Here is a 23,187-nt window from a genome sequence, read left to right as displayed (position 1 = left end):
GCTGCCTTGCCAAATGCTTTGACCACGCCTCCGTCCTCGGGGACTTTGTAAGAGTTCTTCCTCCAGCCCGTCGACATCGGTGAAAAACACGAGCTGCTTGCCCTCCGCGTCCTCCCCGTGGAAGTTCGCAAGAGTGGAGGTAATGCATCTGGCAGAGGTGGACGACCTTGTCGTACAGCTGGTGAAGGGGACTCGCCGGGCTCGACCCGACAAGCCGAGACGCTCGCCGCTGTCGATGGTGTAACTGGCCCTGTTCCAGGCAGTGCACAGGCCCCCGGGGTCTTGTTCATCTCAAAGATGGTGCAGCCGTAGCCGCAGGGCTGCACGCAGATGCCCGCGCTCAAGCCGGCGATACCACCGCCGATGACGACCCCGACTTTGCTATGAGGTCTTCCCAAGACGGGGTGCGCAGCGCAGATGAGGAACTGGTAGGCAGGACGAGGGAGCTACCGGCAGTTATGCATCGGGATGGTCCTCACAGGCGACTCTCAGGGGTGTTCAGCGCGGGACGGAAACTTGGGTCTGCCCCGTCGCAAAGCAGATTCCTCAGAGTTCGATTCCCCGGCGAGAGGCAACCCCGCGGTCATAGTAGTGCTTGAGGCAGCGCATCTCTGTGACCAAATCGGCAGCATCGAGGATCGCCTGCGGGGCGTTGCGGCCAGTGAGGATCAACTCCACGTGCGGCGGCTTTGTCGCGATGAGGGCCAGCACGTCCTCCACGGCGATGAGCCCGAAATCGAGCGCGACGTTCACCTCGTCGAGGACCACGAGATCGAACTCCCCTGAGCTCAGCGACTGTTGGGCCAGGCGGAGGGCCTGGCCCGCTAAGTGCACATCCTCCGGGTCTGGGTTATTCTTGTCTACGAAGCTCGATCTGCCCATCTGGGTGATCGTCACCAGCCCGCCAAGGCGGCGCGCGGCGGCTATCTCTCCGTAGCGAATGTCGCCTTTCATGAACTGGATGACGTGGCTACGCAGGCCGTGTCCTGCCGCACGGAAGACCAACCCCATGGCGGCAGTGGTCTTCCCCTTGCCTTCGCCGGTGTAGACCTGCAGGTAACCATGTGATAGCCGAGGGGACACCGCAGTGGCCTACTTTAGCCTCTTGATCTCTGCGGTCATCAGAGGGACGACTTTGAACAGGTCGCCTACCACGCCATAGTCGGCAACCTTGAAGATGTTGGCCTCGGGGTCTTTGTTGATGGCCACGATGCATTTCGAAGAAGACATGCCAGCCAAATGCTGCGTGGCGCCGGAGATGCCGCAGGCGATATAGAGATTGGGAGAGATGGTCTTCCCGGTCTGTCCAACCTGGTGCTGGTGGTCCATCCAGCCGGCGTCCACTGCGGAACGCGACGCGCCCACCGCGCCACCCAACAACTTCGCCAGCTCCACGAGCATGGCAAAGTTCTCCGGGCCTTTCATGCCGCGGCCCCCGGAAACGACGATGTCTGCCTCAGAGACATCGGGCATCTCGCCCGTGGAATAGACGGTCTCGCGAAGGGCGACCTTGCGCAACACCGCACTCACTTCGGGCGTCACGCCTGTTACCTCTGGCTGGCGGTTCGTCTGTGCAGCTGGTACTGGGAAAGTGTTGGGGCGCACGGTGACGATGGGCGAAGGGCCGGACAATATCACCTTGGCGCGCAACTTGCCGGCGTACACCGGCCTCACGACGCTAATCTGTCCATCATTGACCTCAAGCGCGATGCAGTCGGTGGCTAAGGCTGAGCGCAGTCTCGCCGCCAGACGCGCCGAGAGGTCCTTGCCAAGGGCCGTGGCCGCCATGAGGATGAGCCCAGGCGAGCTCTGCTTGACCACCGCCTGGAGCGCGTCGGCATAGCGGCAGGGTTCAAACTGGACGTAATCGGCGCCTTCCACTCTGTACACCCGCAACGCGCCCGCATCACCCAGTTGCTTCAGGGTCTGCTGGTCAGCGTTGCCGACCACAACTGCCGCCACGCTGCTGTTGAGTTGCGCAGCGACCTGAGTTGCCGCGCCGATTGCCTCCAGCGAGGACCGCCGAACCACGCCGTCTTTCAGCTCAACCCAGACCAGAACATCATCCTGTGCCATCTATCGTCCTCCGATCGCTTGCCATGACGTCAGAATACTTTGGCCTCTTCTCTCAGCAAACGGACCAGCTCAACCGCAGTCGTCTCTGGTTCGCCTTGCAGGATCTTGCCCTTGCCGCGGGTCGGGGGCGACTCCAGCTGCTGCACCCTGTAGGAGGGGCGCAGCTCTTCTGCCGATATTCCTAGAGACGAAGGGGTGACGACTGCGATTTCCTTCTTCTTGGCGAGCATCAAGCCACGCAGCGCCGGATAGCGGGGCTCATTGAGACCCTTTTGCGCAGTAATGACCGCCGGTAGCTGAAGCTCGACCGTCTGCGCGCCGCCGTCGATTTCCTTGCGGCAGATTGCTTTGCCATTGGCGAGTTCCAACTTGGTGACCACCGCCACGTGGGGCAGTTCAAGGAACTCCGCCACGAAGGTGCCCACTGCCGCAAGGTCGTCATCGATGGCCTGTTTGCCGCAGAGAATGAGGTCAAATGGCGACTTCGATATCGCCTTGGACAGCAGTCGCGCGCGGCCAAGGGCATCCAGCTCAGGAAGCTGGCTGTCGTCGATGCGCATGGCATCGTCCGCGCCCATGGCGATGCAGGTGCGCAGGGCCTCCTCGGCTCGTGGCGGCCCAACAGTCACCACCAGCACATGGCCCCCTTTGGCCTCCTTGATGCGGATGGCCTCCTCAACCGCGAACTCGTCGTAAGGATTGACGATGAACTTGATCCCCGACTCGACGATGCGTGCCGGCGCACTGCTATCCGGCCGCACCGCCGCTTCTGTATCCGGTACTTGCTTCACCAGGACGACAATGTTCATCTCCGTTACCTCGCCGTTGCTCAGTCCACACGTTTGAATGCTTAAAGATACAACAAATCCGCAAAATGTCAATGGGAATCTGGGCAGGCGAGAAGCTCAGCTTGGTCTTTGCTGATGATTACGATCGGCTCCTGAAGTTCGTACTGCGAGGTGCGGTCCCTCAGGGAAAGGTGCCCAGGGCGCAAGGTCGCAATCAGCTTGTGTCCGTAAGAGTTGCCTCACGAAGGGGCATCTCCCAGAGAGGAATGGGCAGCGGCACAAAGGAGCCTGACTTTCCCCCCTGGGATAGGAGGCGAGCAGCGTGCGCTGCCCGAAGCCGTTGCAGCAACCAGGTAACAAAGAGCTTTACAATTTGTCCTGGATTTGCTATATTTCTGCCCACGCGGGCCGGCAAGGGGCAGGGTGGTCAGCCGGTTCTTCTTCCCAGAAGATGGTGTGGCAATTGGAGGAATCTGCTACTGATGCGTCTCAGTGAGTTGCTCTCTGTCCTTCCCGAGGCTAAGGGGCTGCCTGCTCTTCCCGACCTGGAAGTTCCCGCTGTTGTCTACGATCCGCTCCGGGTGGTGCCGGGCGCTGTTTTTGTGGCGATCAATGTCTACACGCAACAGGACAAAGTAGAAATCCCTGACGGGCACGACAAGATGGGCGAGGCTGTGGCCAGAGGCGCCGCCGTGGTGGTCGTGCAAAGGGACCAGCATGTGCCGACGCCCGCAGTGAAGGTGCAAGTGACCGACTCCCGCGCCGCGCTCGCCTTGCTGGCAAACAAGTTCTACGGCTACCCTTCGCAGCCACTGAAGCTCATCGGCGTGACCGGAACCAACGGCAAGACCACTACCACCCACATCGTGGAGAGCATCCTCCTGCAGAAGACGGGGGTCGGCCTGATCGGCACCTTGTACTACAAGATCAACGGGGTCATTCACCAATCCAAGGACACCACGCCTGAGCCGCCGGACCTGCATGCCATCTTCCGGCGTATGGTGGACGAAAAGGTGAGCTATTGCGTGCTCGAGGTCTCCTCCCACGGCATCGACTTCCATCGCGTGGACGGCTGCCAGTTCGATGTGGCAGTGTTCACCAACCTTACGCAGGACCATCTTGACTATCACGGCACCATCGAGAACTACCGGCGCACCAAAATGCGCCTGTTCGAATGGCTGGCAGCGGACAAGCATGCCGTGGTGAACAGGGACGATCCGTCTGCCGACTATTTCATCCAGGCCACGCGGGCGAACGTCTTGACTTACGGCGTAGGGAAGCCAGCCGACCTGATGGCGCGGGACATTCGCCTTTCGGTGCGAGGGACCGAGTACCAGCTCTGCACGCCGGCCGGTACGATTCCCGTGCACATGCGCCTGCTGGGCATGTTCAACGTCTACAACGCCCTTGCTGCTGCCGGCGCGGCCTTCAGCCAGGGGTTCGATCTTGAGACGATCAAGCAGGGACTGGAGCGGCCAATTCGCGTGGCCGGGAGGTTCGAACTCATCGAACGGGGCCAGGATTTTACCGTGGTAGTGGACTATGCGCACACGCCTGACGGCATGACCAACGTCTTGACCTTAGCCCGCTCTCTGCAGCCGAACAGGGTGATTACGGTGTTCGGCTGTGGCGGTGACCGCGACAAGGAAAAGCGCCCCATCATGGGCAGAATTGCCGGCCAGATGAGCGACTTGGTGGTCGTCACTGCAGACAACCCGCGCAATGAGGACCCGGCGCAGATTGCCGAGGAGATCGTCGCCGGGATGGACGCGGTGCCACACAAGGTAATCCTTGATCGGCGCGAGGCTATCGCCTATGCGCTGCGGCAGGCACGGCCCGGGGACATCGTCATGCTGCTGGGCAAGGGGCACGAGTCCACCCAGACGCTGAAGGACCGCACGGTGCCCTTCAACGACGCCGAGGTTGCCGCCGAGTTGCTGGATGAACTCGCGGCTTAGGAGGGGCCCGGCATGCCAGGCAGAAGGTGGAGGGTGATAAGCCCCGGAGCCAGAGCTGTCTGGTTCCGTTGCAGTGCAGCGCTGGTGGCCTGGTCGTTGACTACGTCGGTGGTGGCAGCAGGAGAGGACAGCATGGAACAGGCAGGGCAGGGTGTCGTATGGGCAAAGATCCAGCGCCTGGACACAGTGGAATTCATGTTGGGGTTCGATGCGCCCAATCTGCGCGCGGCTGACATCGAGATTTCACCGCCTACCAAGATCAAGGGGGTTCGGCAGGAGGGGCGCAAAGTCTTCCTGACGACAGCTCCGCTCAAGCTGACCGAGTCCTACACCCTCCGCGTGCGCGGCGCCGGTGAGAGGGAACTCCAGCCCGACGGCGTGCTGGACCAGTTCTACTCTGACAAACCACTCGGTTGTCAGGTGCAAGCGGGGAAGGCAACCTTTCGCCTTTTTGCGCCCCGCGCTCGCCAGGTCACTTTGGAGCTATTTGAACGCCATGACCAAGAGCGCGGCGTGGAGTACCGCATGCATCGCGATAGCCAAGGTGTGTGGGAGTGCACTGTGCAAGAGCCGTGCGTCGGCAAGTACTACGCCTATCGCGTAGCCGGGCCGCAGAGTCCCACCGAGATGTTTGATCCCCATCGGCACATTGTCGATCCCTATGCACGCGCGGTGGTCACGCTCAATCACTTTCGCCACCCGGGCAAGGCACTCATCCTTCCTGAGGACGATTTCGACTGGGAGGGCGACACCTGGGTGAAGGTCTCGCCCCGTGACCTCATCATTTACGAGCTACATGTGTGCGACATGACTGCCCACCAGAGCTCCGGCGTGCCCGAAGCGCTGCGCGGCACTTACCTCGGCTTAGCATACCCGGGGGCACCAGGGGGTATCGACTACATCAAGAGCCTTGGGGTGAACGCGGTGGAGCTGCTGCCAGTGCACGAGTTTGCCAACATGGAGCCGCCGTACAAGGACCCCACCATATTGCCGGCGAACACCTGGAACCCTTATGCCCGCAACCACTGGGGGTACATGACCTCCTACTTTTTCGCCCCTGAGTCGTACTACGCCACCGGCGGCACCATGGAGCCTGGACGGTACTGTGGCATCGATGGCCGGCAGGTACGGGAACTCAAGGAGCTGGTCAAGGCATTCCACAAAGCCGGCATCGCGGTCCTGCTGGATGTGGTCTACAACCACGTGGCCCAGTACGAGTGGAACTGCTTCAAGCTCATCGACAAGAAGTACTATTTTCGCTTGGACGACGACCAAAACTTTACCTCAGTGAGCTGGTGCGGCAACGATTTCAAGACCGAGCGCCCCATGGCGCGCCGGCTCATCATCGAGAGCGTCAAGTACTGGATGACCGAGTACCACATTGATGGTTTTCGTTTCGATCTGGCGGCGCTTATCGACTGGGAGACCTGCGAGCAGATAATCGCCGAGGCGCGGGGCATCAACCCGGACGTCATTCTCATCGCCGAAGCATGGGGCATGGGCAAGTACGAGCTGGCCGGCTTCTCCGACCGCGGCTGGGCCTCCTGGAACGACCAGATACGGAACGGCGTCAAAGGGCAGAATCCCTACGATGGGCTGGGCTTCATCTTTGGCAAGTGGCAAGGCGGCAACAACTTGCACACCATTCAGAACTACGTGCTCGGCACTTTGCGTTCGGAAGGGGGGCTTTACCTTGACCCCGCCCATGCAGTCAACTACTTGGAGTCCCACGATGACCACACCTTCGGCGACTTTGTGCGCATAGGTAACGGCGACGTCCGCGAAGACGATGTAGTGGTAGACCTCGATGCTCACGCCCGGCTCACCGAAAGGCAGATGCGGCTGAACAAGCTGGGGGCGCTGTTTTTGTTCACTTCACAGGGCATGGTGATGATGGCCGAAGGGCAGGAGTTTGCGCGCAGCAAGGTCATTGCCCGCTGCGACCTCCCTGACGTACGCTGCGGCACCATCGACCACAACAGCTACAACAAAGACGACGAGACCAATTATTTAAACTATCGGCACGCGGACATCAATCGCGAGCTGGTGGACTACTACCGTGGCCTCATCGCCCTGCGCAAGGCCCATCCCTCTTTTCGGCGCGCCAGCAAGGACGAGATCCATTTCTTCAACGGACCGCTGCTCTTTTCCTTCGGCTACCTGGTCGACGGCCGCTGGCTGGGCGACAGCCACGACTTTGTAGTAGTGCTTAACGGGGACCCGCAGCAGGAAGCTGCCATGGCGTTGCCGGAAGGGACATGGTGGACCGTGGTGGACCACCGTACAGCTGGCCTGGAACCTTTCGGTCCACCCGTGCGTGGGCTGGTGAAGGTGCCGCCGACTTCGGGGATGGTTTTGCGACGAGCCTCCGGCGAATGACCCGGATTTCCGTGGCTCGTACTCGGGCAGAGAACTCTGGATGGTGGAAGCGAAGGACGACGCACGGCTCTGTCGAGGACAAACTGCGAGTGAGCAACCATGAGGAGCACACAGGAAACACAACGCATCTACGACGTGATCGCGGCCGGGCACATCTGCCTGGACATCATCCCGGCTTTTCCGGACACCAAGGTTCAGGACATTGGCGCCTTGCTCCGCCCGGGCAAGTTGGTGAACGTTGGGCCGGCGGCCATAAGCACCGGTGGACCGGTCTCCAACACGGGTTTGGCGATGAAGAAGCTGGGCCTCAACGTGGCGTTCATGGCCAAGGTGGGCGATGACGAGTTTGGGCGGCTTATTCGCGAGCGTCTGCGCCGTGAAGGGAGCGACGCCGGCATCGCTGTGGCGGCAGGAGAGGCCTCGTCCTACACCGTGGCCATCGCGCCCCCTGGGATCGACCGCATCTTTCTGCACAATCCCGGTACGAACGATACCTTCGGCGCCGACGATGTGGACTATACGGTGGTGGACCAGGCAAAGGTGTTCCACCTTGGCTATCCACCGCTCATGCGGCGGCTGTTTGCTGACGGCGGCGCCGAACTGGTGGAAATCTTTCGCCGCGTGCACGACGCAGGAACCATCACCTCCCTGGATATGTCCTTGCCCGACCCGGCAAGTGAATCCGGCCGGGCGCCGTGGCGCGAGATCTTGGAGCACCTGCTGCCCTATGTCGACCTCCTTTTACCAAGCGTGAGCGAAGCATACTACATGATGGCGCCGGAGGAATTTCTCGCCGAGAAAGGACGCGCCGCCGGAGGCGATGTGGTGGAGAGCCTCTCCGCCCGCACCTATTCGGACTTGGCCGCGCAGTTCTTAGCCATGGGGGCTAAGGTTGTGATGCTCAAGGCGGCAGTCAAGGGGACGTACTTGCGCACGGGGAGGGTTGGCGCCTTAGGGTACACGGACGCCAAGCTCCCCGGGCAACCGGACGAGTGGTCGGAGCGCGAACTCTGGTGCCCCTCCTTCTATGTGCCGCGCATTGCCAGTGCCACAGGCTCGGGGGACTCGGCCATAGCGGGCTTTCTCGCCGCGTTTGTGCGCGGCTTTGACCCGGTGAGCACGCTCAAGTACGCCAATTGCCTCGGCTACCAGAATCTGCACGAGTTGGATGCTTTGAGCGGCATCCGCAGTTGGGAAGAGACCACCGCGCAGCTCAAGAGCGGCCTCCTGCGCATGAACCCGCTGAAGGTCGAAGAGCCAGGCTGGCACTGGGACGAGGCAAGTGACGTATGGGTCGGCCCGGCGGATGGGCTGAGCTGAGGAGGGGCCGCGCTGGCAGCGTGAGCGGGAGGCGAAGGATGGGTTTTTTGCTCGGTATTTTGCGGAGGGGCAAATTGACAAGCTTGACGAAGGAATACTTCGCGAAATGATCCGCTCACTTTGGGCCTTTGCTGGCTGGACTAACAAAGACTGGCTCCTCCAGGAAATGCTGCGCTCCGGATTGCCCTCGATCCGCTCGGCGTTTAAGCGACTACTCTACGGCAGCGAACCAATTGCCGCGCGTTTCGACGACATGAAAAAGCATGTACGGATGATGGGCGCCGCCTGCATCTCAGAGATCCTCGCACACCACGACCATGCGAAGTACGCCATCTGGAATACGAGGAGCAAGAGAGGCCTGGTGCTTTTGGGCGTCGAAGAGAGACTTCTGCCCCGTTCGTCGCAGATCAGCGGCGTCCAGTACCAGTCTTTCTGCGCGCTCATGCAAGACGTGAGGGCTCAGATAGCCCGCGTGGCACCCGAGTTTGACGACCTCTTCAAGCTCGACTTTCTGCCATACTACGCTTCATTGCAACAAACGCCCGAGGGAATTGTCGGCTCGTCGGATCAGGAGTCTGAGGATTTTGAGCATGATGAAGTAGTCGACCAGGTGGTGGAGCTGGGTGATGGACTTGGCTTTGAAGTGCAGAAAGAATTCACGCTGATGCCAGGTTGCCGCATCGACGCAATCTGGCGGAGCCGGAGCGCAAATCTGGGCAGCATCTCGTACGCCTTTGAGGTGCACAGAAGAGGAAGCCGCGATTCCGCCATCCTGAACTTGCAGCGGATCAGACGAGATCCCACGGTTCAGAAAGTCGTCCTTGTCTCGTCGCGGGCAGAGTTGGAAAGCTTCAGGCGCGAGATAGCTTCCCTCGACCAGGGTTTTCGGAACTCCGTTGCGCACTTCGAGGTCAATGACTTGCAGCGCGCACTTTCCCACTTGCAGGACCTGAAGGGTATTCTTGAGACATTGGGCCTACTGAACATTCGGGGAGGGGAGTGAGCGCCGGAGCGAGGTATCAGTCTGAGGCCTTCCGGACGAGGTCTGCGCGCGGCAGCCTGGCCCTGCAGCGAGCCCGTCTCGTGAAGGATGGCGTGGGTTCCTCCGACCGTATCGACATGCGCACCGTGCTTGTGGATGGCAATCAGCTGGCCGAGCTGATGATCGATCACGACGTAGGGGTGACAAGGATGGCTTCCTACGAGACCAAGCGCGTCGATGCCGATTACTTTGAGCAGGAATGAGCGACGGTGTCATGGGGCAGCGCAAGAGGTGCAAACCAATGGCAGTACCAGGTGAACCGGAGGGCGAAGCATGCGCCCCGTGCTGACGGCACGCCAGATGGCCGAGTGTGACCGACGGGCCATCCAGGAGTACGGCATCCCTGGCGTGGTGCTCATGGAGAACGCCGGGCGAGGAGTGGCCGAGCTGGCTGGGGAACTCCTCGGGAATGTTGCGGAAAAGCAGGTGGCAATCTTCTGCGGCAAGGGCAACAATGGCGGCGACGGTTACGTGGTTGCCAGGCACCTTGCCAACCGGGGAGCACGGGTGCGCCTGTTCCTTGTCGGCAAGCGTAGCGAAGTGAGGGGAGATGCCGCCACGAACCTTTGTATCGTGGAAAAGATGGGCCTGGACCTGCAGGAGATTGCCACCTCGGAGCACATCCCTGACCTGCGGAGCACAGACCTTGTGGTCGACGCGCTCCTAGGCACCGGCCTGCAAGGCCGGGTACTGGGGCTGTTGGCCGAGGTTATCGAAGTCCTGAGTGGTTCTCATGCTCCTATCCTGGCAATTGATGTTCCATCTGGCCTGGATGCAGACAGCGGGAGCACGCTTGGTGTTGCCAGTCGTGCCACTGCCACGGGAACTATGGGCGCTCTGAAGCGCGGTCTGCTCTTTGCCCCCGGGCGGGAGCACGCCGGCACGGTAAAAGTCATCGACATCGGCATGCCGAAGGACCTTTTCACGGATGAACTGGTCAACACCTGGCAGGTTGAGGCAGAAGATGTGCGCCAGATGTTGCCGAGGCGTGCTCCCAATGCCTACAAGAACCAGTGCGGCGTGGCGCTCGTGGTTGCGGGGTCCACAGGGATGACGGGTGCGGCCGTGCTCAGCGCCGAGACCGTGCTCCGCGCCGGAGCTGGGCTCGCCTACCTGGCGATACCGGAGAGCCTGAACGCCATCATCGAGGAAAAGGCGACCGAAGTCATCAGCAAGCCAATGGCGGAGGTGACGCCGGGGCACTTAGGTAGAGCGGCGGTAGAGCAGATAGAGGCGCTCTTGCGGCAGGTGGACGCAGTGGCAATCGGCCCAGGCTTGGGCACAGAGGGGGAGACCGTGGAAGCAGTGTGGGCGATGGTAGCGTCTTGTCCTCGGCCGCTGGTGGTGGACGCCGACGGCCTTAACGCGCTGGCCAAGAAGCCGGAGTTGCTGCTCCGCAAGACAGGACGAGTCGTTCTCACTCCTCATCCTGGAGAGTTGGCGCGCCTGACCGGCCAGGCGCGGGATGCCATCGTTGCCAACCCCGTGGACACGGCGCGCGAGTGGGCAGGGCGTTGGGGGGAGGTGCTGGTGCTGAAGGGAGCGCCCACGGTGGTCGCCACGCCTGAGGGCAAAGTCTTCATCAACTCCACGGGCAATGCAGGGATGGCCACGGGGGGCTCAGGTGATGTCCTCACCGGGCTGATTACCGGGCTCTTGGCCCAGGGACTTTCGCCCGAACAGGCGGCGGTGGCTGGCGTCTACCTGCACGGGTTGGCGGGCGATTTGGCAAGGGACGAACTCGGGGAGAGGGGGATGCTGGCAGGCGACATCATGCGGCAGGTGCCTGCTGCCCTCCGACGCACGGAGGACGCCCGCACGTGAGAGGCCTGACATCGGCACAGATGGGCGCCATCGGCTGGGCGCTGCTCATCTTCGTGCTCTCGTCCCTGCCAAAGATCCCGACCATCCCAACGGGGTTTCGGCCCATTGACAAGGTAGCCCATTTCGTGGAGTACTTTGTCTTCGGCCTGCTGCTGGCTGGCGCTTTCGCGCATTCCTCCGGGCACCGCCCGATTCGGCGAAGCCTGGTCACGGCGGGAATCTTGGGGGTCGCCTATGCTGTCCTTGACGAGTTTCACCAGAAATTTGTGCCTGGGCGTTTTGCCACGGTGGAGGATGCCATCGCCGATACGCTGGGCGTGATGGTTGGTCTGTTCGTCTATCTGCGCTGGTACCGGAGTCGCCTGCGCGCCCAGATTGTGCCCGAAGCTGCAAGTGGAGCCCATGAAACTTCTTCATCCGGACGGGCCGCAGGGCCGCGGGCAAAGGAGCGCTGAACATTCCACCAGCACGTCCCGCAGCAGCAGTCGAAGCCGGGTGCGTGTCATAGGCGGCGGAGATATGCGAGTAAGCGGACTGTTTTCCCCTTCTGGCATTGTCTTTCTGATGTCCTTCGCACTCTTTGTGCCCATGACAAACGAAGGGGCCTGTCAGGTGCCGACGGAGGAGCCGCATTTTGTGGTAGGCCTGAAAGGCGGCGAGTTCCGCGTTTCGCTGGACCGCTTCGAGGAGGTGTATGCCAGCCGCTGGGGGCCATGCTATGGCGCTGATGCCGCGCTGCGGGTCTACGGCAACCTGTATGCCTTTTGCGGTGGCCGCCGTTTCGAAAAGGCCGGCAAGGAGGCTTCTTGGCCTCAGGATGTCCTTTCGTCCGACGCATATTGGCGCGAGAAGTGGCTGCTGCTGGGCATCAGACGATGGAGTTTTGGCGAGCGCCGCTGGGGGTCAGCGGTGGGACTGGGCTATGCCTTCTTTTGGGTCGAGGAGAATCCTCATCGAGCGGTGCTGGCGCCACCGCAAGGCGAGGCGACCCATCAGACGGGCAGGGGCTTTTTCCTCAGCGTGAGCATAGACTATTCATGGAGACCCTGGCTTGGCGTAGCTTCCGAGCTGGAGATCACCTCCGCCGGGGTGGGCGGCCGCACCGGATTCGAAGGCTCCAGCATCGGCGGCTTTTTCTTCTCCTTGGGGCTGAACATTCGGCCCTTTTGAGCGTCGAGCGCTACTGCCACCAAGGGACAGGAGGAGATCGTGAGGTTGACGGAGTTCATGGACAGTAGCCTTATCGCCTTGGATGTGAAGGCGAGGAGCCGGAACGAAGCCATCCGCCACTTGGTGCGTCTGGCGGCAAAGAGCGCCGCGGTGCGCGACCCGGAGCGGTTCCTGCGCGAAGTATTGGCGCGCGAGAAGTTGGGTACCACCGCTGTGGGCGAGGGGGTCGCCTTCCCCCACGCGCGCAGCGAAGCTGTCAGCCAGATCGTCGTCGCGGTGGGGCGCCTGAAGAATAGCGTGGATTTCGGCGCGGAGGACGGGAAGAGAGTGCGCCTGGTGGTGCTCATGGGCACACCACCCAAGGACATAGCTCGCTACTTGAAGCTACTGGCGCGGTTTGCCGCTCTCATGCGGCAGCAGGCATTGCGCGAACGCCTGCTGCGCGCCACCTCCGCCCCCGAGGTGCTCCGGGCGATCGATCAGGCAGACAGCGCGGCGGAGGAGGAGTAGATGGATTCTGCCCAGCAAGGGGCGCAACAACCCCCGGTGGCGCACCTCCGCCCCCTTTGGCACACCGGCAAGTGGGTGCTGCTGAGCGTGCTCATGGGTGTGGTGGGGGGACTGGCAGCCATCGCCTTTTTTGAGCTCCTCCAGCTGTCCAGCGGTCTTTTCCTCGGCACACTCTGCCACTATCGCCCTCCGGCTCCCGCGGGCGAGGCGACGCCGGGGCTACCTGGCGCGACATTGCCTGTGCGCTGGCTTCTGGTGCTCATGCCTGCCCTGGGTGGACTGCTGGCAGGGGGGATCGTGTTCTTTCTTGCTCCTGAGGCGGAGGGCCATGGTACCGATGCGGTGATTGAGGCATTTCATCGCCATCGCGGGCGCATTCGCTCCCAAGTGCCTCTGGTGAAAGCTATCGCCTCCATCATCACCATCGGCTCAGGGGGAAGTGCCGGTCGTGAGGGCCCCATCGCGCAGATTGCCGCCGGTTTCGGCTCGGTGCTGGCTTCCTTGCTCCGTCTCACCGATGCGGAGCGACGGACTCTGCTCACCTCGGGCATGGCCGCTGGCGTGGGTGCCATCTTCCGCTCTCCTTTGGGCGGAGCGCTCTTCAGTGTGGAAGTCCTCTACAAGCGCGACTTCGAAGCTGGGGCCCTCATCCCTTCGCTCATTTCCTCCATCCTTGCTTATTCGGTGTTCACCTACCGGTTCGGGTTTGGCCACTTGTTTGCCGCGCACGTGGCGCCTTTCGAACGGCCGGCGGAGCTCCTGTTTCACCTGGGCTTAGGAGTGGTCTGCGCCGGCTTGGGCATCGTCTTCGTGCGGGTGTTCTACGGCATGCGAGACCGGTTCTACGGGCGGCTGCCGGTGCCCCGCTACTTGAAGCCGGCAATCGGCGGGCTCATGTTGGGGGCCTTGGCCTGGTTTCTGCCCGAAGTGCTCTCCGGCGGCTACGGCTTCCTGCAGATGGCAATGGACGGGAGCCTGGCCTTCAAGACGTTGGCGGTGCTGGCCTGCGCCAAAATACTGGCGACCGCCTTCACGGTCAGCTCCGGCGGGAGCGGCGGAGTGTTCGCGCCCTCCATGGTCATCGGTGGCATGTTGGGCGGAGCCTTCGGGCAGGCGGCCAAACAGCTCTTTCCACACTTGATCGCTGACCCCAACGTCTTCGTTCTGGTGGGAATGGGAGCCTTCTTTGCCGGCGTCGCCAAGACGCCGATTAGCTCCATGCTGATGGTTTGCGAAATGACCGGCGGCTACCAGCTCTTAGTCCCCATGATGGGCGCCGCCTCGCTGGCCTATCTGCTCACCGGGCAGACGAGCATCTACGAGAAACAGCCGATGCGCATGGCCGATTCGCCGGCGCACCTGGGGGACTTTACGCTCAATGTGTTAGAGGAGCTGAGTGTTCGGGATGCCTGGCGGCCCGCCGAAAAGGTGGTCGTGGTGCGCGAGGACATGCGCATGCCGGAATTTCGCCGCCTGGTGGCCCAGCACGAGGAGTCCTACTTCCCCGTGGTCGATCGCCACAAGAGGATTGTGGGGATCATTTCGCTGCGCAATGTGCACTCGGTGCTCTTCGCCGAGGATTTGGACCGTGCCCTCATCGCCCGCGACCTGATGGTCCCGCCGGTGATAGTCACGCTCAACGAGAATCTGCACAGCGCCCTGCAGAAATTCGTGGCCAGCGGCTATGGACAAATTCCCGTTGTTGATGAGCGGGACCCCACCCGCATCGTGGGTCTGCTTTCGCACGAGGGCCTCATCGAGGCCTACAATCGCGAACTGCTGCGACGCAGGGGGGAACACGAACGCGCCAGGAGGAGGCGTTGACCTCTGGCGACGCCGGCCTACCCCTCGTTTAGACGGGCGCCTTGGCCGCGCGCATGCGGGTGCGGCAGTAATGGCGCTTCACCTGGTGCACAAAGGCCTCTAAGCGCGTGGTGAGCGCCGCGGCGCTTGCGTCGCCGTACACTAAGCTGGTGATGGGCAGGTTGCCACGTTCCCTGCCGATCCGCTTAATCAGTGCGGCAGTGGCGTTGCCCACCATGCAATTGAAGCAGTAGGCGTTGATGACCCCGTTTACCCCACGCCGGGCGAACTCCACTACTTTCGCCACGTTGAGCAAGAGGATGCTGGTGGTATCTGCGCCCAGGTAGGGCCGCACCATGGCCTGAATCTCGTCATAGCCTGCATCGGGCGCCAGGCCCAGCCGCTCGTGGAAGCGCTCGCGAATGAGCTTGGCCTCGTGCTCCTCTGCCAAGACCAGCGCCGTGGACTTGAGCACTTCGGCAGCTTTGCGCCTGCTCAGGCCACGCTCCAGGGCATGCCGAGCGCCGAATTCGGTCGTATCCACCAGGAACGGCGATGGCCACACCTCACACCCCATGGCCTCGAGGCGGTAGAAGAGCTCGTCATTGGCAAAGGGGTTAACCCGCGTGTAAATGTCGCCTGCCACGCCTACAATCGGCCGCGGCTTGTGCGGCCGGAGCTCCACGCTTTCCAAGCGCGCAATGCAGTGCTCCAAGGCAAAGCCGAGATTCACTTCTCCAGCCAAAGCGAGCTCGATCTCCTTGAGGCTCTGCTGGTAGGCGTGGTCGGCACTCCCCGGCACCTTTTCGTAGGGACGCACCTCACACGTGGCTTTCAGCAACAGATCGATGATCACCAGCCCGCGCCACAGATTGAGCATCCCCGCAGGCTTGAGAAGGGTGAAGAAGCCGGCGGTGTCGGGCGTCATGACCTCAATGCGGTCCACGGCCAACTCCTTCAGGGCAAGGCCGTGTGCCGAGCCGTACTGGGCCAGCAAGCACGGCATAGAAGTCCCTGGGAAGAAGAAGACGCTGTCCTCCGGCAGCTTCCTGCTCTGGATGAGCTTTGCCATATCACCGACCAGCAGGGAGAAGGGATGGCATTCTTTGCCGGAGCTCAATTGTGTGCCGAGGCGGCGGCTCTCCTCATCAGGAGGCGGGAGAAGATCCACCTGGTGACCGGCAGCCCGCAGCACCCCGGCAAACGCATGGGCGTGGTCTGCGAAGTAGGGGATGAAAAAGTGGCGCACCTTGGCAGCTCGCTCTTCCTTCTCACCCGCCCTGAGGACCCCTGGTGCCCGCAGCGAACGTGGTGCCGCCTCGATTTCCTCCAAGAAGGCCTCAAGACGCGTGATCAGGCCAGCTTCACCTCGGTGTTCGTCGAACTCGAGGAACAAGTGGGGCTTGCCGCGGAGCACGCGCTCCAAGTGCTTCTGGGTGAAGCCGTCCGGTCCGCAGCCAAAGTTGGACACGATGATCGGGAAGAGACGCTCGTCCTGTAGCGTGAACAGGGCGGCGCGCACCATGTCGCGCGGGAACTTCCAGGGCAGGTCGCGCCACTGCTCGCCCAGGCGTATGCTTCTCAGCGGCAAATAGCTCATGGGGATGGCGAGGATGCCAAGGCGGTTCAGGTGCGCCGCCAAATTGAGATTGAGAAAGGGGTCAAACGTGTTGTAGGGGCGGCCGAGTACCACGACTGCTCGCTCGAACCTGCCCTTGAGGATCTCCTTGCCCCGTCTTTCCAGGCGCGCCTTGAATTCGGCGTAGGTTCGCTTGGCGTGGCGGTAGGCTGCCACCAATTCGTCCTCCTCTACGCCCAGTTGCTCGCGCAGCGCCTGCAGCCCTTCGGCCAGGCCCTCGAATTCCTCGGTGAAGCGCATCTGCGGGGTCAGCTCTCGCGCGCGCACCGACGCTTCGACCATGTAGGGGAGCGCCTGCGTGTACAGACAGGCGTGGCTGTGGTCAGTTTCTGCCGACTCGGTGGGTGGCAACTCCAGCACGGAGGGGAGTACCACCAGGTCGACGTCGTTGTCCAGCAGCTCCAGAACGTGCCCAAAGGTCACCTTCACGGGTAGGCAGCTTTCCGAGGGGAGCGCGGCCATGGCGCGCGCCAACAGGGTGGGAGAGCTCCGCCCCGACAGCACCGGCTGGAAGCGAAGCTCGCTGAACAGGCTTGCCCAGAAGGGCAGGAGCTCGTGAAAGAGCGAAGCTCGCGGCAGCCCGACGCGGCCGCGAACTTCACCGCCCTCCGGCGGCAGGTGGGATTCGAGCAGAGTCACGTATTCCGCAAAAAGGTCCGGCTGTGGCGTACGGCTTGTCTTCGAGGTCTCGCGGCTGGTGTAGCGCTCGCAGGTGTCGCCAAAATGCACCACCTCCGTCCCGAAGTGGATGCGGTTGACCTGGCAGCGGTTCGCGCAGTGAGCGCACTCAAAGCTCGATACGGTGTACTCCTGAACGAGCTCCATGCCGCGAAAGCGCATGGGGCGCCCTTCCTTCTGGTAGTGGCGTTGCGCCAGGAGCGCGGCGCCAATTGCACCGGAAATCCGGTTGTAGGGATGGACTTTCACCTCCTTGCCGAGAATGGACGAAAAGGCGGCTATCACTGCTTGGTTGGAGGCGACGCCCCCCTGGAAGACAATGGCATTGCCGATGCGGCGGTTGCCGACGACCTTCTCCAGGTAGTTCCTGGCGATGGAATAGGCGAGCCCGGCGGCCATATCCGGCAAGGGCACTCCCCGCGCCTGGCTGTGCGCCACCTCGCCGTCCATGAATACCGTACACCGGCTGCCCAAGTCGACTGGGCGGCTGCTGGCAAAGGCCAGTTCCGCGAACTCGTCGATGATGCTGATGCCCAGCCGCTGCGCTTGTTCCTCCAGAAACGAGCCGGTGCCGGCAGCGCAGCTCTTGTTCATGGTGAAATCGGCGATCCGCCCCTCCTGGATGCTGATGTACTTGGAATCCTGGCCGCCGATCTCGAAGATGGTATCGGCTTCTGGGAAGTAGAAGAGGGTGCTCACCATCTGCGCGGTGATTTCGTTCTTCACCACGTCGGCGCCGACAAAGCGGCCCGCTAAGTGCCGGCCGCTTCCTGTGGTGCCGGCCGCCAAGACCTGCACGCGCCGCCCACACTGCTGGCGCAGTTGGGCAAAGCCCTCCTGCAAGGCCTCAATGGGGCGGCCGCGCGTGGGCAGGTACACCCCAGCCAGCACCTGACCGCGCTCGTCCAGCAGGACGAGATTGGTGCTCACCGAGCCCACATCCACGCCCAGAAACGCCGGCGTGGGTGCCGAAAGCAGCTTTTCGCCTTTGGGCTCTGGGATGGCCCTCGTCGCGGGCGGCGACAAGGGTGGCAGCCGATGGTCGCGCGCCTCTGCGCTCTCCGTCGCCGCCATCAGGTTGCGGCGCAAGGTGCGCAGGCGCAGCACGGGCGCATGCTGCTCCTGGGCCGCGAGGGCCGCGCCAATGGCAGGGAAGAACTCGTGATAGGGAGGCACCCCTGCCTTCTCCGCTTCGAGGCGCAACACTTCGCGAAATGCCCTTACCAGTCCTTTGTTGGCCATTGCCCCGCCGATGAGTGCCACCGGCAGCGCAAGTTGCCGTCCTGCCAGCACCGTGGTGACAAAGTTGCGGGCAAGCGCCAGACAGAGGCCATAGGCGATCTCTGCCAGCGGCGTCCCTTTCTGCTGCAGGTGGATCATGTCCGACTTGGCGAAGACGCTGCACCGGCCGGCGATGGTCGCGCCGCGAGGAGCCTGGGCCGCCAGCTCGCCCAGTTCCTCTACGCTGATCTGCAGGCGCGCCGCCTGCTCCTCCAAGAAGGCCCCCGAGCCGGCAGCACAAAGCTCGTTCATGGCGTAATCGCCAATGCCCACGTGCTCAGCCCCTTGAGACGGTTCCAACTGGATCCACTTGGTAAACTGTCCGCCCACTTCGATCAGCGAGGCGGCCTCCGGGCAAAGTTGGCCGGCGCCACGCGCAGCAGCCAGGAGCTCGTTTTCCACCGGCAGCTCAAGGAGCGTGGAGAGGAGTTCCTTCCCCACGCCGGTTACCACCAAGGCGGCGTCCTGCGTCTTGATGCGCCGTTCCACCTGAAGCAGCATCTTTGCCAAAGTTGGCAAAGGGCGGCCCTTGGCCGGCCTGGACAGAGCTACCTTGATGTCGCCGCGGTCATCCAACACTGCGATCTTTACATGCGAGGAGCCTACATCAATTCCGCACCACATAGGCTTCACCTTTCAGTAGCAGTCGTTCTCTCCATGGGCAGACGGAGCACGCGGGGGCGCCGGTCACTTCCCGACACCCCCGCGCGTGGCGTCGTCAGGCAGGCCGGAGCTATCGCCTGCCTGCGCACAAACGCTATCTCACCGGAATTTCGCCAGCAACTCCGGAATGGCATCCTTGTGCACCATGAAGACCAGGACCTTCAGGCGCACATAATCGTCGCGGAAGAAGAAGTAGCCCTTGTGCTCGCCACGGAAGGCGGCGGAGCCAGAGTCCTTGATCAGAAACCAGTCGTGATCGCCTATGCGCTGGTAGCCCACCGCATGGATGGCGTGGTCATCGGTGGTGGTCCGGTTGTAGATGCGAAACTCACGTGAGTCTTGGTTGATGTAGGAGGGTGGGATGTCGAAGGTGGGGACGATGGCCACGTCGTTTTCGCCGCTTTTGCCCGGCTCGGAGGTGTCGGCCGCTAAGGCAGCGGTGTAGCCGCGCTCGAGCGCCTTCTTCAGCGCCGCGTAGAACTCATCCAACGGCGCATTGTAGTAGTCCTTGGAATGCCACCAGTTGTCGGGCGCCTTATATTCGGCCTTGGTGTAGAAGGGCTCCGGCTTGGTGGACATCACTGAGACATACTCGTCCAGGGGGAGCCGCAGCACGTTGGCAAGAAACTCACGCGGCGTCATGCGCTTCTTGCCCACGGTGATGGTCGTCGGCGGCTCGCCCAAGTACTTGTTCAAGGTCATCTTGATGTGGGTGAGCACCTGCTCTTCGTCCCACAGCTCATGGCTTTTCACAAACTGCAGGTAGTCGGCCATCTCCCGCTCTAACTTGCTGTGGTCGTGTTGTTCCTGGTCTGCTTTGCGCCCGGGGTAGGCAGAGGCAGGGACCGCTCCGTACTGCTTCATCCGCTCGATCACCGCATTGAGCTCGGAGCCCTGGGCAAAGTTCGAGTCTCCTTTCTCGCGCACGAAACGGCGGGCTTTTTCGATGTACTCGTGGTAAACGGTGTACATTTCGGAGAGCTTTGTCTCCGCGCGTCCCAGCCTCCTGAGCTCTGACTCAAAGAACGAGGTCGCGGCAAATGCCCAGCAGGTGCCGGTGCGCCCCTGGCTCAGCGGCGGCAGATGGAAAAGTGGGGCGAAGGATTCAACAGAGCTTGGCTTGGCGAGGGTGGAGAAATCGAGGGTCAGTGTGAGACGTTCCTTCCCCTGAAACTCGGTGACCTTATAGACCACCGTGTCGGGCGCCACCTGGGCCAGGCAGCTCCCGGTTCCTGCAAACAAAAGCACGCCGAGGACAACAGGCAGCCAGTTGGGTTTCATTTTTCACCTCCTGGTTTGGTTAACGGCTCTTAATCCTGTGGCCGACCGATGTGCAGCCACATGAGACGGGCGGTGGTCGCACTTCACGTCCTGACCTCGGTCAATAGCACTTGCCCCAATCTGGCCGGCTCCCGGCACAGCAGGAATGCCCATAGACCGAACTCCCCGTGGTGGTTCACCGCGCGCACCCACCGCCTGGCCGCAGCCTCCTTCTGCCGGTCCAGCTCCGTTTCGAAGCCCTTTACCTCCAGGATCACCTTCACCTCTGGCCCGTCCTGACAACGCCAGCGGATGAGGTAATCCGGACGGTACTCGTGCTGCACGCCATGCCACTCGTAGGGGATGGTGAAGTCCAGGTGGTCGTTGCGAACGTAAGCGACCACCTGCGGCATCTGCTCAAACTGATACGCCACCGAGTGCTCCCACTGGGGAGCATCCAGCACCACGTGGCTGACGTGGCTTTTGGTGGTGCCGACGCAGGGGCGCACGGTGCGGAAGAGGACTTCGTCGAACCAACCGGGCGGAATCTCTCAATCACCGGGAGGATGGGTGGCTCCCCTGTTTCGGTATCCGGTTCGATGGCGCCGGTCAGGCGCTCGAGGATCCGCTGCTTGTACTTGAGTAGCGCGACTTCCTCGAGCGGAACGTCCTGCTTGAGGATGACGCGCTCTTCCAGATACTGCCACACGGCGTTGAGCACCTGGTGAAAGAGGGTATGCCTCGCTCCCCAATCCTCGCGCTTCTTTTTGAGCCGCTGCACAAGCTCCGCCGCAATCTCGTACACTGTCGCCTGGAGCCTCCTCTCGCGGTGGAACGGATTCCGGTCCTGCTCCACCTCCGGCCCCGGCCCCAGCCGGTCGGGCCGCCCGATCCGATAGCCCACCGCCGGCTTGACTGTCACTTCTGTCGGCTCGCTCCCTGGGTCGATTTCCAGATAGGGAACGCCGTCCAGGTTGAGCCGGATACGGCTTCGTACATCAACGATGTACCCTTCCACGCGCGGGAAGGTGATTTCGAGGTCCTTCCGTTCCGGCAGCGCCCTCACGAGCGTGGCGACCTTCGGCACCTCGGTATGGCTCAGGGGCTTCTTTTTGACCGGGATGACCTCGAAGGGGACACCGTAGACATCCACGTATTCGGGCTCCGAGAAGTCGTCGCAATTGAGCCGCCTCAAGCCCCGTCCCACCACCTGCTCGCACAACAGTTGCGAGGTGAAAGCCCGCAGGCCCAGAATCTGGGTGACGTTCTGGGCATCCCACCCCTCGTTCAGCATGCCGACCGAGACCACACACCTGATGTGTTTGCCGGGAGGATCGCCTTCGCCCTCCCATTCTATCTTGCCGATCGTGTCCATGACCTTGCGCAGCCGCTCTGCCGCCTCCGCCTTCGTCTCACCCTCGATGGCCGTCTCGGCTTCGGCGAGAAGTTTGGTGTCGATGCGGAACGTGACCTCTCCTTTTGGGCCGTTGGCGAGTTCCGGCAGAGTGTTGCTCCGAGCGATGTGCTCGTGAATGAGCTTGGATAGGTCGGTGTTGTCGCAAACGGCGATGGGCACAGGAGGCACAGGCGATCCGGCGCGCTGGAATGCGTCGAAGGTCCTCTTCCACTCCGACGCTAAAGTGGCCAGCGCCCCCTCCGCCTCCCGAAGCACCGACTCGGGCTTGGCGCGACGGCGGGCGGTTTGGCGCTCGGAGGCGGGCAGCGCCTGGTTGATCGCCTCCCACAGGCAGAAGTATTTGGGGATAAGCGCCCCGGTATTGTCGTCAACGGGTACGCGTGGAATCTTGACGATGCCCGACTCGATGGCATCGACCAGGCCGAAATCCGACACGACCCAAGGAAACGGGGCGCCTTCCTCATAGCCGCTGCCCCATACCGTGGCCTCTTCCCGCTCCGCGATCTCGTCTGCAGAAAGCTGCGCCTTCACCTCTTCCGGCAGCGGCGCCGGGCGGTAGGCGCGGTGGGCCTCGTCGTTGACCACCAGGATGTTCTGCTTGCTGCCCAGTTCTTTGAGCACCCGGCGGCAGAAGGCGGCATGGCTTTCAACCCCCCGCTGGACCACGCTGCGGGAGCGGCTGTCGTCCTGGGGCTGGAAGAGATGCCAGTTGGTGATCTCGAACTTGCCCTGCTGCAGCCGCTCCAGCAACCCCCGCGGCACCAGGTCAAACTTGTCGTAGTAGTTGCCGGGCCTCCAGGGGAGCAGCACCTGCAGGCGCTCCCGGATGGTCAGGTTGGGGCAGACCAGGAGCACCGCGTCGGAGAAGCGCCGGTCTTGCGGGTTGGCGAGCTTGTTCAGCACCTGCCAGGCGATGACCATACCCATGACCACCGTCTTGCCGGAGCCAGTGGCCATTTTGCAGGCGTAGCGGGCCAGGCCGTTGTCCCTGGGGATGGCGATCCCCTGCTTTTCTGCCGGGGAGGCTTCCATCAGCCAGATGAGGGTCTCGGCGGCCTCCCGCCTGCAGAAGAAGAGCTTGCGCTCCCGCTCGGGGTTGTTCCAATGGTTGACGAGTTGCCGCGTGATGGGAGTCACGCCCAGGTATCCCCGCTCGCGCCACGCCTTGATCCGCTCGCGGATCGTGTTGACTAGGTCCAGCGGGACGAACTCTTCCTCAAGTAGCGCCGTCTGCGGCCCACGGGTGCGCGCCTTGAGGTAATAGCCCGCCGCGCGCCGCCCTTCCTTGAGCACAGGTTGTCCTTCCTCGTATGCCCAGTAACGACTGGGCTCTTCAAAGGGCGAGTTGAGGATGGGGCTATCCACGAGCATGGAGACCG

Annotated in this window: 17 protein-coding genes; 10 read left to right on the top strand and 7 right to left on the bottom strand. The window is 62.3% G+C overall.

What is annotated here, in order from left to right; translation table 11 throughout:
- Positions 1 to 546 precede the first annotated feature (546 nt).
- The 3 genes from cobO to NUW13_01545 are packed head-to-tail and all read right to left on the bottom strand — an operon-like array spanning position 547 to position 2,885.
- Positions 547 to 1,083, bottom strand: coding sequence for a cob(I)yrinic acid a,c-diamide adenosyltransferase (gene cobO / locus NUW13_01555; protein MCR4437714.1), 537 nt, complete (start codon positions 1,081 to 1,083; stop codon positions 547 to 549).
- Positions 1,084 to 1,092: 9 nt separating this feature from the next.
- Positions 1,093 to 2,076 carry an electron transfer flavoprotein subunit alpha/FixB family protein gene (locus NUW13_01550; GenBank protein MCR4437713.1) on the bottom strand — a complete coding sequence of 328 codons (984 nt, stop codon included), beginning with the start codon at positions 2,074 to 2,076 and terminating at the stop codon, positions 1,093 to 1,095.
- Positions 2,077 to 2,105: 29 nt separating this feature from the next.
- Complete coding sequence (locus NUW13_01545; protein ID MCR4437712.1) at positions 2,106 to 2,885, bottom strand: electron transfer flavoprotein subunit beta/FixA family protein; 780 nt, start codon at positions 2,883 to 2,885, stop codon at positions 2,106 to 2,108.
- A gap of 461 nt (positions 2,886 to 3,346) precedes the next feature.
- On the opposite strand from NUW13_01545, the gene NUW13_01540 reads away from it, so the two are divergent.
- The 10 genes from NUW13_01540 to NUW13_01495 all read left to right on the top strand — a co-directional run bounded on the left by NUW13_01540 (position 3,347) and on the right by NUW13_01495 (position 14,891).
- Positions 3,347 to 4,822 (top strand): UDP-N-acetylmuramoyl-L-alanyl-D-glutamate--2,6-diaminopimelate ligase, encoded by a 1,476-nt coding sequence (locus NUW13_01540; protein ID MCR4437711.1) that lies wholly within the window; start codon positions 3,347 to 3,349, stop codon positions 4,820 to 4,822.
- A gap of 12 nt (positions 4,823 to 4,834) precedes the next feature.
- A complete protein-coding gene (locus NUW13_01535) occupies positions 4,835 to 7,201 on the top strand; it encodes an alpha-amylase family glycosyl hydrolase (GenBank protein ID MCR4437710.1) in 2,367 nt (788 codons plus the stop codon).
- Positions 7,202 to 7,300: 99 nt separating this feature from the next.
- A complete protein-coding gene (locus tag NUW13_01530) occupies positions 7,301 to 8,521 on the top strand; it encodes a carbohydrate kinase family protein (protein ID MCR4437709.1) in 1,221 nt (406 codons plus the stop codon).
- Positions 8,522 to 8,627: 106 nt separating this feature from the next.
- A complete protein-coding gene (locus NUW13_01525; protein ID MCR4437708.1) occupies positions 8,628 to 9,524 on the top strand; it encodes a hypothetical protein in 897 nt (298 codons plus the stop codon).
- Positions 9,525 to 9,604: 80 nt separating this feature from the next.
- Positions 9,605 to 9,766, top strand: coding sequence for a hypothetical protein (locus NUW13_01520; GenBank protein ID MCR4437707.1), 162 nt, complete (start codon positions 9,605 to 9,607; stop codon positions 9,764 to 9,766).
- A 70-nt stretch (positions 9,767 to 9,836) separates the two neighbouring features.
- Complete coding sequence (locus tag NUW13_01515) at positions 9,837 to 11,387, top strand: NAD(P)H-hydrate dehydratase (GenBank protein ID MCR4437706.1); 1,551 nt, start codon at positions 9,837 to 9,839, stop codon at positions 11,385 to 11,387.
- Positions 11,384 to 11,842 (top strand): VanZ family protein, encoded by a 459-nt coding sequence (locus NUW13_01510; protein ID MCR4437705.1) that lies wholly within the window; start codon positions 11,384 to 11,386, stop codon positions 11,840 to 11,842. The genes NUW13_01515 and NUW13_01510 overlap by 4 nt, the downstream gene beginning before the upstream one ends.
- Positions 11,843 to 11,906: 64 nt before the next feature.
- Positions 11,907 to 12,557 carry a hypothetical protein gene (locus NUW13_01505; protein MCR4437704.1) on the top strand — a complete coding sequence of 217 codons (651 nt, stop codon included), beginning with the start codon at positions 11,907 to 11,909 and terminating at the stop codon, positions 12,555 to 12,557.
- Positions 12,558 to 12,596: 39 nt separating this feature from the next.
- A complete protein-coding gene (locus tag NUW13_01500) occupies positions 12,597 to 13,067 on the top strand; it encodes a PTS sugar transporter subunit IIA (protein ID MCR4437703.1) in 471 nt (156 codons plus the stop codon).
- Positions 13,068 to 14,891, top strand: a complete 1,824-nt coding sequence (locus NUW13_01495; protein MCR4437702.1) for a chloride channel protein — start codon at positions 13,068 to 13,070, stop codon at positions 14,889 to 14,891.
- 28 nt (positions 14,892 to 14,919) lie between these two features.
- Here the strand turns inward: NUW13_01495 and NUW13_01490 are convergent, their stop codons facing one another.
- From NUW13_01490 to NUW13_01475, 4 genes are all read right to left on the bottom strand, one after another.
- On the bottom strand, positions 14,920 to 19,092 hold the full coding sequence (locus tag NUW13_01490) for an acyl-CoA dehydratase activase (GenBank protein MCR4437701.1): 4,173 nt from the start codon (positions 19,090 to 19,092) through the stop codon (positions 14,920 to 14,922).
- 138 nt (positions 19,093 to 19,230) lie between these two features.
- Complete coding sequence (locus NUW13_01485; GenBank protein ID MCR4437700.1) at positions 19,231 to 20,412, bottom strand: peptidase C1; 1,182 nt, start codon at positions 20,410 to 20,412, stop codon at positions 19,231 to 19,233.
- Between the two features lie 83 nt (positions 20,413 to 20,495).
- On the bottom strand, positions 20,496 to 20,675 hold the full coding sequence (locus NUW13_01480; protein ID MCR4437699.1) for a hypothetical protein: 180 nt from the start codon (positions 20,673 to 20,675) through the stop codon (positions 20,496 to 20,498).
- Positions 20,672 to 23,179 (bottom strand): DEAD/DEAH box helicase family protein, encoded by a 2,508-nt coding sequence (locus NUW13_01475; protein MCR4437698.1) that lies wholly within the window; start codon positions 23,177 to 23,179, stop codon positions 20,672 to 20,674. The genes NUW13_01480 and NUW13_01475 overlap by 4 nt, the downstream gene beginning before the upstream one ends.
- Positions 23,180 to 23,187: the final 8 nt, after the last annotated feature.

The organism is candidate division KSB1 bacterium (genome assembly GCA_024655945.1).
Classification (GTDB): domain Bacteria; phylum Zhuqueibacterota; class Zhuqueibacteria; order JANLFK01; family Oleimicrobiaceae; genus Oleimicrobium.
This window is presented reverse-complemented; position numbering and strand designations above follow the sequence as displayed.